The following is a 13,715-nucleotide window of genomic DNA, read 5'->3' as shown; positions in this document are numbered from 1 at the left end:
AGCCCGAAGCTGTAGCGCCGGGCTTTTTGCATTATGCGACCGGCTCTCGTAGAACCGGCGACTTCAAAGACGGCCTAATATGCGTTATCAATTGTCCCCGCGTCGAATCAGCATGAAGCATTTGCTCCCCAGCACCGCCCTCGCTCTTTTCATCGGTATCGGCCTCATGCCGGTGTCGGGCAATACATTCGCAGCCAACAGCTGGGACAAGTTGCAGCCTGATCGCGATGAAGTCATCGCCAGTCTGAACGTCGTCGAGTTGCTCAAGCGTCACCACTACAGCAAGCCGCCGCTCGACGATGCGCGCTCGGTGATCATCTACGACAGCTACATCAAGCTGCTGGATCCGTCGCGCAGCTATTTTATGGCCAGCGACATCGCCGAATTCGACAAGTGGAAGACCCAGTTCGACGACTTCCTCAAAAGCGGCGACCTCAACGCCGGGTTCACCATCTACAAGCGCTACCTGGACCGCGTCAAGGCGCGTCTGGACTTCGCCCTTGCCGAGCTGAACAAAGGCGTCGACAAGATGGACTTCAACACCAAGGAAACCTTGCTGATCGATCGCAAGGACGCCCCTTGGCTGAAATCCACCGCAGAACTGGATGATCTGTGGCGCAAACGCGTCAAGGACGAAGTCCTGCGCCAGAAGATCGCCGGCAAAGAGCCGAAGCAGATTCAGGAAACCCTGACCAAGCGCTACAAAAACCAGTTGGCGCGCCTGGATCAGACCCGTCCGGAAGACATCTTCCAGGCGTACATCAACACCTTCGCCATGTCTTACGATCCGCACACCAACTATCTGTCGCCGGATAACGCGGAAAACTTCGACATCAACATGAGCCTGTCCCTTGAGGGCATCGGTGCCGTGTTGCAGAGCGACAACGACCAGGTGAAAGTCGTGCGTCTGGTGCCGGCAGGCCCGGCCGACAAGACCAAACAAGTCGCCCCGGCTGACAAGATCATCGGCGTTGCCCAAGGCAACAAAGAGATGGTCGACGTGGTCGGCTGGCGTCTGGACGAAGTGGTCAAACTGATCCGCGGCCCGAAAGGCACCGTGGTGCGCCTGGAAGTAATTCCCGCCAGCAATGCGCCGAACGACCAGACCACCAAGATCGTGCCGATCACCCGTGAAGCGGTGAAGCTCGAAGATCAGGCCGTGAAGAAGTCCATCCTCAACCTGAAACAGGACGGCAAGGACTACAAGCTCGGCGTCATCGAGATCCCGGCCTTCTACCTCGACTTCAAGGCGTTCCGTGCCGGTGATCCGGACTACAAGAGCACCACTCGCGACGTCAAGAAGCTGCTGACCGAGTTGCAGAAAGACAAAGTCGACGGCGTGGTCATTGACCTGCGCAACAACGGCGGCGGTTCCCTGCAGGAAGCCACCGAGCTGACCAGCCTGTTCATCGACAAGGGCCCGACCGTCCTCGTGCGTAATGCCGATGGCCGCGTTGACGTGCTGGAAGATGAAAATCCGGGCGCGTTCTACAAAGGCCCGATGGCACTGTTGGTCAACCGCTTGTCCGCCTCGGCTTCGGAGATCTTCGCCGGCGCCATGCAGGACTATCACCGCGCGCTGATCATCGGTGGTCAGACCTTCGGTAAAGGCACCGTGCAGACCATTCAGCCGCTGAACCACGGCGAACTGAAACTGACCCTGGCCAAGTTCTACCGGGTTTCCGGTCAGAGCACCCAGCATCAGGGCGTGCTGCCGGACATCGACTACCCGTCGCTGATCGACACCAAGGAAATCGGTGAGAGCGCACTGCCGGAAGCCATGCCGTGGGACACCATCCGCGCGGCAATCAAACCGGCGGCCGATCCGTTCAAACCGTTCCTGGCCCAGCTCAAGTCCGAACATGACACCCGCACCGCCAAGGATGCCGAGTTCGTGTTCATCCGCGACAAGCTGGCCCTGGCGCAGAAACTGATGGAAGAAAAAACCGTCAGCCTCAACGAAGCCGAGCGTCGTGCCCAGCACGCCGACATCGACGCCAAACAGCTGACGATGGAAAACATCCGGCGCAAGGCCAAAGGCGAAGAGCCGCTCAAAGAGCTGAAGAAAGAAGACGACGACGCCCTCACCGCCGCCGAGCCGGACAAGGTCAAACCAGAAGACGATGCCTACCTGAGCGAAACCGGGCGCGTGCTGCTGGATTACCTGAAGCTGAGCAATCAGGTGGCCAAGAAGTAAGTGATGGCAATTTAATGCTGACGATCCCCGGATCGTCATCAAACAGTCATCATTCTGTCGTGCAATAAAGGACTGGGAGCCACTCTCTTCATCGAGAGCGCTCCCAGTCCTTTTTTTATCGCCAGAGATTGCCATGACCACGACCGAACAGCTGAGTGCCTTGAGCTCGATCCTGACTCAAAGCGGATTGCACAGCCTGTTCCAGCCGATCATCAGCCTCTCTGAGCGACGTATTCTCGGCTACGAAGCCCTGACTCGCGGGCCGTCCAACAGCCCCCTTCACTCACCGATTGCGTTGTTTGCTGTGGCGCGACAGGCCGGGCGTTTGAATGAACTGGAGATCGCCTGCCGACAAAGCGCTTGCCGTCGCTTCAACGAGCAGCAACTGCCGGGCAAGCTGTTTCTTAACGTCTCGCCCGAATCCCTGCTCGAAGCCGCGCATCAACCAGGACGCACGCTGCAACTGCTGCAGGACTTCGGCATTCCACCGAGTCAGGTCGTTATAGAGCTGACTGAACAAACGCCAATCGACGACTTCCAGTTGCTGCAAACCGCACTCCATCACTATCGAGCGATGGGATTTTCGATTGCGCTGGATGACCTTGGCGCGGGTTATTCGAGCCTGCGTTTGTGGTCGGAACTGCGCCCCGACTACGTGAAGATCGACCGGCACTTCATCGACGGTATTCATTAGGACGCGTTGAAGCGCGAGTTCGTCGGCTCGATCCTGCAAATCGCCAAGGCGTCGCGAGCGCAAGTCATTGCCGAAGGCATCGAACTGCCAGAAGAGCTCGCCGTGCTGACGGAAATGGGCGTCGACCTGGTGCAGGGTTACTTGCTCGGCCGTCCACAAGAGCATCCACCGCGCGATGCCCGCGCCTTGATGCCCAAACACGACAGCAGCAGCGTTGCGCTCAACGACGAAGGCAGCGACCTCAGCGCCCTGCTTAACGACCAACCGGCCGTACCTCGCGACACACCGACCGCCACCGTGCTGGAAGCCTTTCGCCGCCAGGCCAACCTCAACTCACTGGCGGTACTCGACGAACAAGGCCAACCCTGCGGCATCGTCCACCGCCATTCGTTGTCCGACGCACTGCTCAAACCGTTCGCCACCGATCTGTTCGCGCGCAAACCGATCAGCCGCCTGATGAACGACGACTTCCTCGCCGTGGAAATGAGCCAGTCGCTGCAACAAGTCAGCCGCTTGATCACCAGCCGCGCCCGACAACGTATCGAAGAAGACTTCATCATCACCCTCAACGGCGGTTATCTAGGATTAGGTCGGGTCATCGATGTACTCAAACTGATTACCGAACTGAAAATCCAACAGGCGCGTTATGCCAACCCGCTGACCCTATTGCCCGGTAACGTTCCGATTCAGCAGTGCCTCACCCGCCTGCTGCAGCAGGGTCGAGAGTCGGTCATCTGCTACGTCGACATCGACAGCTTCAAACCCTTCAACGATATCTACGGCTACGGACGCGGCGACGAAGTCCTGCTGTGCCTGGCGCAATGCCTCAACGAACGCGTAGACCCGACCCGCGACTTCGTCGGCCACATTGGCGGTGACGATTTTCTCCTGGTCCTCGGCCCCGAAGACTGGCGAAAGCGACTGAATCAACTGCTCGATGATTTCCAGAGCCAATGCCGACGCTTCTATCGCACTGAACACCTCGACGCCGGCTGCTTCATCGCCCCGAATCGCCAAGGGGTACGGCAGGAGTTTCCGCTGTTGTCGCTATCCATTGGCGTCGTACATCTACACCCGGAGGCCTGCGCACAACTGGATGCCAGTCAGCTCGCTGAGATGGCATCGCAGGCGAAGCATCATGCGAAGAATGTTCCGGGGTATAGCGTGCATGTGCTCGACGATTTAGCGCCCACGCCCCGGACGACGCAATTAGTTAGTTAAGACCACGCGAGGTGCCGCCCTAGTAGCACAAAAAGCGAGACTGGAATTTCATTCTCCGAAATCTTTTTTTCATTTCGGTAGTTTGTCAAACACCTCAACAAAACCCCCATAAAAAGTGGCCTATCGGCGACTTCTTGACCGAAATAAGTCGTCATAGGGTTGAATACGAGGTCAAAATTGTCATTAGTTATCAAGAAATGATCGACTGTTCCTATGAGTGATTCTTGCTCTGTATCTGTGTACTCATAAAATTCAAGCTTTAACAAAGTATCGAACAGCTCCGTCAACTGCTCCGAATCATTGACGTTTTTTTCAGCTATCAATCGCTCTCGCTCTATGTCGAGAGTATTTTCAACATCAAAAGCAAACAGTAAATTTTTTATATCCACAATCTCATATATTTTTTTCATCAATCAAAATCTGCGTACGAAGTTACGGTGTCGCCATTTGCTCTGAGAATAACTACGGCTCTCTTTTGCTGCCCGTAAATCCCGTCTCTCGCATAACCTTCGCCAATGATCTTTCCCATATCCATCGGCCTTCCGTTGGCTACCACTTTGTGTAGTCTTCCTGACTAGCGAGGTCTAACTCATCCGCCCAAATCTCGGACAGGATGAGGTAAACATGTTCAAAAAAGCCCCTCGGATCTTTAAGCTCGTTCCAACCATAGGGAAGCAATGTATGCGAGAAAGGATCATGTTTAAAAACCTCAAAAAACTTGCTTGCCTCTCCAGCGAGAGCTTTTTCCAATACGGAAAGCAAGACAAACTTATGTCGATAGCTTAAACCTGCAAATCTTCCAACAACAAACTTATAAATGAGATTCGCTCTATCTGAAGGACACTCAGGATCAAACTCCGACAACTCAGCCCCCAAGCTTTCTTCGCGATCGTATATATCAAACCCTCCAAGAAAATGCTTGAGCTGCGGGGCATATGGAACATCAAGATAGGGATGCATCAACATCACACACTCTCCACCGGGTATAAAGCGTAGGGTTGTAGCGTTTCGAAATCAAACTTCATTTCAAAAGCGTTCATTTTGGGCATGAATCGGGGTTCAGTAGGTTCAAATGGATTAGGCTCATATCCTTCACCTACACCTTCAGCGGGCATACGGACGACTAAATTTCCCATACTATCCTCGCCAGTAAAGCGCGACATGTTTCTGACTTCCCTTGTCAGCGCTTCATTATAAGAGTTCATTTGCGCCTGATAACTCATAAACCTAGAGCTAGGAACGCCTCTGAAAGTACCTATTTCTACGCGGCATTTTTTATCGGCCGCTTGATAAACTGCATTGCCGGAATTTTTTTCATCAGCACTAACTGCACTCATAACTTTTCTACTCTCATTAAAATAATATTCAGCCCACTGTGACGAACCTACAGCCAGATAGACGACTTTCCCTAAAAATAAAAGCCAAAGTCTAATATTTTAAAAGGCAAAGTACCAAAAGCTCAAACTGCTTTCACACTTCTCAAGAAGAGATCCAACTCAAATAAAACGACCGCTGCTCATCTGGATTGTTTGTTAAGTCGTTCTCCTCATAATCAAATATGAATACCAAATCATCTATTGACGGTTCTTTGCCAATCACAAGTTCATATGCTTTAAGCCCGAGAGACATCTGCGACGCCATGCTCGATGGATAAACATTAGTCTTCGCCCCCTTACAACAGAAAACCAAATCATCGTTATCTCTTCTTAATGCAGCGAAACATTTATAAAAATCACTGTCGAAATAAATTTTTTTGGGCCTATCCAAAAACTCCATTGTTATAGATATGGCTATGCAGTCACAAGCAAGCTCAACTCTCTCCCTTTTATCATTTACCAAAACGTCAACTGCAAATATTTTTTTCACTTATTGATTTTCCTGTGTGGGTTAGGAATTGAGTAACCAAACTCTCTACCGTCATCAATAATCAGTGTAGCACCAAGAATATCTTCCCTTTGGATCTGACCAGGAATAGCAATTTCCTGTTCCTTACTAAACCTATAAGATCCACCTAACTCTTTTTTCAAGTCATGGCCTGGGATCATTTTCAGTGTGTAGAGGAATCCGGGGCGTGTAAAATAGCTGGTAGCGAATGCTTTCCCCATATCTCTTGAAAGAGAAGTACTAATAAAATTACTTGGAGGAAAATCACTATCAATTGAGTGAAGAAATAGGTCATTGCTATCCCCCTTGCTTTTAAAACCGTTCTCGAAAACTTCCGACGGGTCTGTTGCAGATCCACGATATAAGTACGCCGGTCGCGGTACAGAGCGCGAAAGATCCTCTTCTCCACTCTTTATTTGTGTAGTCGGGTCGATTGACTCAAGCGTTGATTTCTTGCATTTATCTCCATCCGGACAATTCGAACTCAACCCCAACGGATCCACCCACCCCGTCGGATTTGGCACGTACTGGTACTGATTCAACCCACCCGCCAACTTGATGGGATCCGGCGTCAGATACCGTCCCAGCCTTGGGTCGTAATACCGACGCCGGTTGTAATGCAGCCCGCTCTCGGCATCGAAATACTGCCCCTGAAACCGCAGCGGTTGATCCAGGTATTCGTCAGCAGCGAGGCTCAGCGCGGCGACTTTGCCGTAGGCGTCGTACTGCGCAGCCCAGACGATTTCGCCGCTGTAGTCGGTCAACTCCAACGGCGTGCCGAGGTGGTCGAGTTGGTAATAGAACGGGCAGGCTTTTTTCGGGCCTTTGCCGTCGAGCAGGGCCAGCGGGCGGAAGCTGCCGGGCTCGTAGACGTAGCTGCGGTATTCGTTGTGGCTGCTTTCGGCGACGAGTTGGTCGCCTTGCCAGAAAAATTCCGTGATGACGCCGTCGACGGTTTTGCGGATGCGCCGGCCGAAGGCGTCGTACTGGTAACTCGCGCTTTGGCCGTCGGGGCGAGTGAGGCCAATCAGGCGGTGCAGGCAGTCGTAGCGGTATTCGGTGACGAGTTTTTGTGCGGTGCCACGGCGTTCGCGGATCAGGTTGCCGAAGGCGTCGTAGTCGTAATGACGGTCGCCCTGCATCAACAGGCGGTTGCCCTTGATCTGGCTAGGACCGGGACGATCCTGCATCAGCAGGTTGCCGGCCGGGTCGTGGGCAAAGGATTCCGGCAGTTCGTCGCGCGAGTGGCGCACGCGGATCAGCCGGTCGAGGGCGTCGTAGGCGTAGGTGCGCTGGCCGTGGCGGGTGTCGGCGATGTGTTCCAGATTGCCATTGGCGCTGTAGGCATAGTCGCGGCGATACAGCGAATCGTGGGAATGACCTACCGCGTGGGCGAGCAATCTTCCCTGATCATCGTAAGAATATTCGCTGAGCAGCAGGCCTTGCTGACGTTGCTGCTCGCGCCCGGACAGGAAAACGTGCGTGGTCAGTTGCGCGCCGTTGAGGTCGATGCCGGTCAGCGCGCCGCCCTTGGCGTAGTGGTAATCGAGCTTGCTGTTGTCCGGCAGGCGCAGGCGTTTGAGCTGGCCGCAGGCGTCGTAGCTGTAGCGCAGCGTGCCCCAGCCCTGATGCTCGGTAATCAGTCGATCCTGGCGGTCGTATTCGAAGGCCAGTGGATGGTTCTGGCCGTCATCGACGCTAGTCAAACGGCCGAGGCGGTCGTATTGATAGCTGACCTTGACCCCTTCGGGCAGGGTTTTGACCAACAGGCGCCCGGCGCTGTCGCGTGCATACGCCGTGACCAACTGCGAGCCGTCATCGCCGAATTCGGTTTTCTCCAGCAAATGCCCGTTGAGGTCGTAGGCATACGCGGTGCGTCGCCCGTCGAAGCCGGTTTCCTGGCGGATCAGTCCGGTCGGCGTGTAGTCCAGTCGGTATTTTTCGCCCGACTCGTTTTCAATCTCGGTTAGCAACAGTTGCGCGTGGTCGTAGCGATACTGCACCCGCGTGCCGTCGGGATTGATCCGCCGCGAGACCAGGTGCAGATCGTCGTCATATTCATAACGGGTGATGCGTCCGAGTTCACCGCGCTCGGCGGTGACCTGACCGTAGGCGCCGTAGCTGTAAGCGCGGGTGGCGCTGGTAGGAAAAGTCGTCTGAACAAGTCGGCCCACACCGTCCCACTGCTGACGGGTGACCGCACCGTGTTCGTCTACGGTGGTGGTCCGCCGCCCCAGTGCGTCGTAGGAAAAGCGCCGCACGCCACCGTCAGGCGAGGTCTCTTCAACGAGCTGACCGAGGTCATTCCACACCAGCCGCAGCCGGCTGCTGTCCGGATAACGGATCGACAGCAAGCGCCCACGCGCGTCGTAGTAGTAATGGGTGACCTTGCCGTCGGGATCGACTGCTTCGGTGACATCGCCCTCGGCATTGCGCCGATAGATCCACACCGCATCGCCGCGTGAACGCCGGTAGAGGAAACCGTTGCGGTACTCGTAGGACGTTGGCGCGTCATCCGGCGGAATCAGCGCGATCAGCCGTCCGACGTCGTCGTAGCGGTATTCGGTGACGGCGCCTAAGGCATCCTGTTCGGCGATCAACCGCCCGGCAGCGTCATAGGCCTTGAGCTGCTCGCCGCCATCGGCCTCGATCTTGCGCACCAGCCGCGCTTGATCGTCGTGGACGTAAACCTCTTCGGTGCCATCGACGTAATGCACCGTGACACGGCCATCATCGTCCCAGACGTACCGCGTGTTCATCTGCGAGAACGAGGCCCAGTGCCTTACGCAACGGGCAGCCTTGCCAGCGCGTTCCCACTCCCAGAAAAAACTCGCACCACCGGCCAGTTGCCGCTGCAGGATGACGTGGGCGTCGTCGTAGTCGTAACGCTCGCTGTCACCGACCGCGTTGGTCGCGGCCAACAGGCGTTGACGGGCGTCGTAGCTGTAACTGACGAGGGTCTGCTCAGTTGTCCATTCACCGCGCTGAAAAACCTGATAATCAACCGCGATCAACTGCGCCCGGTCATACCGCAGCAACAGCGAGCGCCCGGCGCCGTTATCGAGTCGCTGCACCCTGTCAGACCGATCGCGCTGCAGGGTCAGACGATTGCCATAGGCGTCGCTGATCGCCGTCAGACGTCCCGCCCGAAAGTGGTAAAACCGCGCCGCGTCCCCCGCCAGCGCAAGAATCAGCTCCTCCGGTTCATCCCCCAGAAAAATCGCCGCCCGCGACAGACTGTTATGAATCGCCGGACGCTCGACGTTCGGCAGCGGAAACCGCGTGCGACGGTTCTCATGGTCGATCCAGACCACGAAATCGCCCTCAAACGCCAAGCGATGCGCCAGCGAATGGCTCCAGCCAAACCCCAGACCGACATCGATCTCGACCGCACTGCTGCGATACAAACGGCTGAACTCGAACGGCAGCACGCCATCGAGCACTGCGTCGGTCAGGGTCAGCAATTCCTCGCCGGTGACCATCGACACCGGACAGCCGTTGGTGCAGGTCAGTAGCGCGCAATCGGCGCTGTCGCCGTTGGGATTTTTTGCTTGGTCGGAGGCGTCGTCGTGGCGCTCGTCTTTCTTCAACGAGGCGTTGCGCTTGGCATCCCAGCGCAACTGCATCCGCCCCTTGTTCACCCCGGCGGCCATGCCACGGGCGGCTACAGCTTTATAGCGATCAACGTATTGAACGAAGCCGTTGACGATGCCGAACATCGCCGTCACCAGGCGCTTCACCGCCGCCAGCAATTGCCCCGCGCGATCTGCCAGACGCAGCGTCAGATAAGCGATCCCGGCGCCGGCCCCGACGAATGTCAGTACCACGCCAATCAACACATCGATCAGCACCTGAACGATCACCATCGACGCCGCTTCAGCGGTTTTGCCGGCGATCTCGCTGGGCGGCAACATCTCTATCCAGAGGCTCGCAGTGCGCAGCAATAAACACAGGGCGGCTTCGTCACTGATCAGCAATTGCAGCTTTTCCATGACGTCGGGGGCGGTCTCTGCGAGCGCCATCAACTGCGCGGCGCCCTCCCCCAAGCGCTCGGCGAATGCTCCGGGATCCTTGAGAATGTCCGAGAGCATGCCAATGCTGTCCCAGACTCCTTCGATGGCTGCCCAGCTCCCGGCCAGCATGCCGTTGCCAGCCGCGCCTGCGACCGACTGCGACCACTGCGGTTTAAAACCCTGCCACTCGCTGCGCAGCCAGCTATCCAGCTCACCGGTCAAACCGTCGTAGGATTTGAAAAGCGCCTCAACCTGATCGGGAGTGACCTTGCTGTGTACCTGCACCCGATAGAACCTCCCGGGTGCACCTTTGAATGAGCCTTTGCCCTGAGCATCAAGGGTGATGGGCGTGGTTTCACCACCGTCCATGGCGATCACATCGACCACGATATTGCCCAGCGGAATGTCGTAGACCGACTCGAATTTGCTCTCGATCAGCATCGGGCCGTTGTTTGGGCACTGAACGACGCTGGAGAAAAAACCCTGATCACTACTGCTCACAGCGGTACTGCTGTCGCCAAAGCGGATGATCCGCTCCATGCCCATCAGCGAGGGCAGATCCGCCGCGTGACTGACTTTGTCCGCCGTACGGCTGGCCCAATGCGTGAGCTGCTCGCGATAGAGGCTGAGGGTTTTGGGAAAGCTGTCGAGTTCTTGCTCGATACGGGTGACGGCTTCCATCAGCGCACGCGAGTGTGCGAAGTGAACTGAATAAGCGGGTCAAACATGAGCGTTCCCTCGCGCAAAAATTAGGCGCGGGAACTGTGCGGGGGATTAATCAGGAAAGAAGTCAGGCAAGTAGGTTATGTCTGTAGGACTAATCTGTAAAAGTTGCTCACAACAAAACAGACACATGAAAACGCAAACGTGGCGTGAGGTTTCCCTCACGCCACGTTTATAAAACAACCCACAATTTGTTTAGCTCGCAAAGCGTTTATGGCTCGGCATCGCGCAGGTTCAGTTCTTTCAGTTTGAGCTCGGCCAGCGGATGCCCGGCCTTCGCCGCCATCCCCCACCAGCGTGCGGCTTCAACAGGATCAGGTGCTTTGCTGGGCGTGCCTTTGAGGCTGATCACGCCGACTTGATAAGCCGCTTTGCCATCACCGGCCAGCGCGGCCAGACGCAACAAGCGCACACCTTCCTCGCGTGCGCCCAAGCCAACCCCGCGAAACGCCAGGATGTGCCCATAAAAGCTTTGCGCCCCGACATCGCCCAGGTTGGCCATGCGCGCAAACTGACCTTCAAGCCAGCGCCAGCCACGCGGCTGGCGGACAAACCACGACCAGTGAAACAGCCGGCGGGCCAACCAGTAACTGGCCCGCGCCTTGAGTCGAAGAAACACTCAGGCCTCCGCCGATTCCGGGTACTCGTATTCAAAAACCCGGACAACTTCCGACGCGTGCCACGAGGCGGCGGCGACACCATCGGACGGCCCGGAAAAACGCCCCAGACGTTCGACACATTCAAAAAAACCGGTACGCGGCAGGCGACTGGCGCCTTGGCTGATGACCAGTGAGCTGCGCAACGGTTGTTCGGCCTTGGCGTCCAGCGCGGCCAGATGCTCCAGGGCGGCGGTCAGCGTCTGCATCGCCGGCGTCGGCAATTGCAGGCGCTCGAGCAACGCCCGATAGGTCAGCAGATGGCGCTGGCGGCGCGCCTGGTCCAGCTCCCCCAGCAATCCATCCCAATGTTGACGACTGATGCGTACGCTCACGATTCATCCCTCCAACCTGGCACCGTCAACTCCCAAGCCAGGCTGCGGCGAATCGCGGCGTCGGGCTGACGCTCGCCACTTTCGATCATGGCCAGATAAGACGGGCTGATGCCTACCGTGCGGGCCAGCGCCTCGATGGCGATGCCCTTCCCTTCGCGCAAACTGCGTAGTTGATCCAGACCAGGAAGAATCGGGTCTGATGATGTCGCGACAGGCGCTGGGGCCGGGCGCGACGGTGTTTCGTCGAGACCTGCTGCTTTCAGTAGAGCCTGATATTGAGCCCAAGGCAGAACCGCGTATTCGGGTTCGCCATCGCGTGCAATTATCTGAATATCCATGACTACCCCGTAGGACAACAACACTTAGCGAGTCGGCACTTTTCCCTAGAAGTGTAATCCTAACAGCGGCTAAGGTCGCGGGGGCATCTATCTGCGAAAGGGACTACAACAATCAGGGCTTTTTCGGACCCTGAAGTTGAAGTTGTTCAGGGGTGTCGGGCAGGCGTTCAACCACAGCGAGTTTTTCCGGCTGCTGGCGGTTGCGCCAGATGCGGAAAGCATTGAGTTCATCATCAAGGGTTTTCATCAGCCAGGCGAGAACGGCAATGTCGTCGAGCATGCCGAATACCGGGATGAAATCCGGAATGGCATCGACCGGGCTGAGAAAGTACATCAACCCCGCCACCACCGAAACCAGCGCTTTGCCACTGATGGCCCGGTACTCGCCTCTCCAATACGCCAGGCACAATGCCTGCAGCAGACGCAGATCATCTTTGATTTTACCGAGGCGATTGCCTTGCGCGGCACCTTTGCTGGCTACGGCAAACAGCAATGTCGGTAAACGTCCACGGGCGAGCAATCGACCGGCCAGGGGCAGGAATCGAGCGAAATTCCACGGAGCTTTCATCTATTCCTCCCGTTGAAATGTTATCCACACAAATTGTGGATAACCTTGTGAACAGAGCTGCATTTCAGCGCTGAGAGCCCCGTTTTATAAGGGCTGCGCTCAGATCGGGCGTTTTTTACTCACATAAAAAACCCCAATATTTCATTGACTTGGCGGCTCAGGGCGTCTAGTGCGGGCAGCCTCAAAGCTATGACTCCCGTGACCCGCATCGGTTCGCTCTGTTTACCCTTGCCAACCTCCAGATGCAACAACGCCCCGCATAAGCGAGGCGCTGTTGTTGAAACCGAGGCCGATTACTTGGCGGCAGCGGCGTCTTCTTTGGCTGGATCCTTGATGGCCAGCAGTTCCAGGTCGAAGACCAGAACCGAGTTGGCCGGGATTGCCGGGCTTGGCGACTGAGCGCCGTAAGCCAGATCGCTAGGGATGTACAGTTTGTACTTCTCGCCAACGTGCATCAGTTGCAGGCCTTCTACCCAACCCGGGATCACGCCGCTAACCGGCAGATCGATCGGGCTGCCGCGCTCGACGGAGCTGTCGAATACGGTGCCGTTGGTCAGCTTGCCGGTGTAGTGAACGGTCACTACGTCGGTAGGCTTAGGCTGTGGGCCGTCGGCTTTCTTGACCACTTCGTATTGCAGGCCGGAAGCAGTCGTCGTTACGCCTGCCTTCTTGCCGTTTTCTTCGAGGAATTTCTTGCCGGCGGTTGCCGACTCTTCGCTCATCTTGGCCATGCGCTCTTCAGCACGCTTTTGCAGCGCAGCGAAGGCTTCGACCAGTTCTTCATCTTTCAGCTTCTGTTCTTTCTTGCCAACGGCATCTTCGATGCCCTGGGCTACCGCTTTGGAGTCCAGATCATCCATGCCTTCCTGAGCAAGGCTCTTGCCCATGTTCAGGCCGATACCGTAGGAAGCTTTTTGCGCCGGGGTTTTCAGCTCTACGCTGGTCTGCGAATCACAACCCGCGAGGACCAGGCTAACCAGGGCAACCGCCGCCGCCAACCGATGCTGTTTCATGCTATTTCCTTGTTCATGCGCCGAAAGGGCAATCGAGTAAAGCCGCGAGCTTATCAGGCCGCCACGACCAATG

At 56.4% G+C, this 13,715-nt stretch carries 11 protein-coding genes and 1 pseudogene; 2 read left to right on the top strand and 10 right to left on the bottom strand.

The window, feature by feature from the left end; all coding sequences use genetic code 11:
• The first annotated feature begins 112 nt into the window (after window positions 1-112).
• The gene (locus AC3Y64_RS08495) at window positions 113-2,197 is read left to right on the top strand and encodes a carboxy terminal-processing peptidase (RefSeq protein WP_489987102.1); all 2,085 of its coding nucleotides are present in this window, start codon (window positions 113-115) and stop codon (window positions 2,195-2,197) included.
• A gap of 133 nt (window positions 2,198-2,330) precedes the next feature.
• A pseudogene (locus AC3Y64_RS08490) lies at window positions 2,331-4,112 on the top strand (bifunctional diguanylate cyclase/phosphodiesterase).
• On the opposite strand, the gene AC3Y64_RS08485 reads toward AC3Y64_RS08490, so the two are convergent.
• The 10 genes from AC3Y64_RS08485 to bamJ all read right to left on the bottom strand — a co-directional run bounded on the left by AC3Y64_RS08485 (window position 4,109) and on the right by bamJ (window position 13,642).
• Window positions 4,109-4,522: a hypothetical protein gene (locus tag AC3Y64_RS08485; protein WP_489987101.1), complete on the bottom strand. Its 414-nt coding sequence runs from the start codon at window positions 4,520-4,522 to the stop codon at window positions 4,109-4,111. The pseudogene AC3Y64_RS08490 and the gene AC3Y64_RS08485 overlap by 4 nt on opposite strands.
• A 139-nt stretch (window positions 4,523-4,661) precedes the next feature.
• Complete coding sequence (locus AC3Y64_RS08480) at window positions 4,662-5,078, bottom strand: hypothetical protein (RefSeq protein WP_489987100.1); 417 nt, start codon at window positions 5,076-5,078, stop codon at window positions 4,662-4,664.
• Window positions 5,078-5,449, bottom strand: coding sequence for a hypothetical protein (locus AC3Y64_RS08475; RefSeq protein WP_489987099.1), 372 nt, complete (start codon window positions 5,447-5,449; stop codon window positions 5,078-5,080). The genes AC3Y64_RS08480 and AC3Y64_RS08475 overlap by 1 nt, the downstream gene beginning before the upstream one ends.
• Window positions 5,450-5,591: 142 nt before the next feature.
• Window positions 5,592-5,978 (bottom strand): hypothetical protein, encoded by a 387-nt coding sequence (locus AC3Y64_RS08470; protein ID WP_489987098.1) that lies wholly within the window; start codon window positions 5,976-5,978, stop codon window positions 5,592-5,594.
• The gene (locus AC3Y64_RS08465) at window positions 5,975-10,690 is read right to left on the bottom strand and encodes an RHS repeat-associated core domain-containing protein (RefSeq protein WP_489987097.1); all 4,716 of its coding nucleotides are present in this window, start codon (window positions 10,688-10,690) and stop codon (window positions 5,975-5,977) included. Before AC3Y64_RS08465 ends, AC3Y64_RS08470 begins: the two co-directional genes overlap by 4 nt.
• Window positions 10,691-10,943: 253 nt before the next feature.
• On the bottom strand, window positions 10,944-11,351 hold the full coding sequence (locus tag AC3Y64_RS08460) for an SEL1-like repeat protein (protein WP_489987096.1): 408 nt from the start codon (window positions 11,349-11,351) through the stop codon (window positions 10,944-10,946).
• Complete coding sequence (locus tag AC3Y64_RS08455; RefSeq protein ID WP_003223109.1) at window positions 11,352-11,723, bottom strand: hypothetical protein; 372 nt, start codon at window positions 11,721-11,723, stop codon at window positions 11,352-11,354. It lies immediately after the preceding gene.
• Complete coding sequence (locus tag AC3Y64_RS08450) at window positions 11,720-12,061, bottom strand: helix-turn-helix domain-containing protein (RefSeq protein WP_489987095.1); 342 nt, start codon at window positions 12,059-12,061, stop codon at window positions 11,720-11,722. Before AC3Y64_RS08450 ends, AC3Y64_RS08455 begins: the two co-directional genes overlap by 4 nt.
• 112 nt (window positions 12,062-12,173) lie before the next feature.
• Entirely contained in the window at window positions 12,174-12,629 is a 456-nt protein-coding gene (locus AC3Y64_RS08445) for a YkvA family protein (RefSeq protein WP_489987094.1), read from the bottom strand.
• Window positions 12,630-12,922: 293 nt separating this feature from the next.
• Window positions 12,923-13,642, bottom strand: coding sequence for a BamJ family beta-barrel-assembly machinery protein (bamJ, locus tag AC3Y64_RS08440; protein ID WP_008077889.1), 720 nt, complete (start codon window positions 13,640-13,642; stop codon window positions 12,923-12,925).
• Window positions 13,643-13,715 lie beyond the last annotated feature (73 nt).

The organism is Pseudomonas sp. 4CAES_32.4 (assembly GCF_058136335.1).
This window is presented reverse-complemented; position numbering and strand designations above follow the sequence as displayed.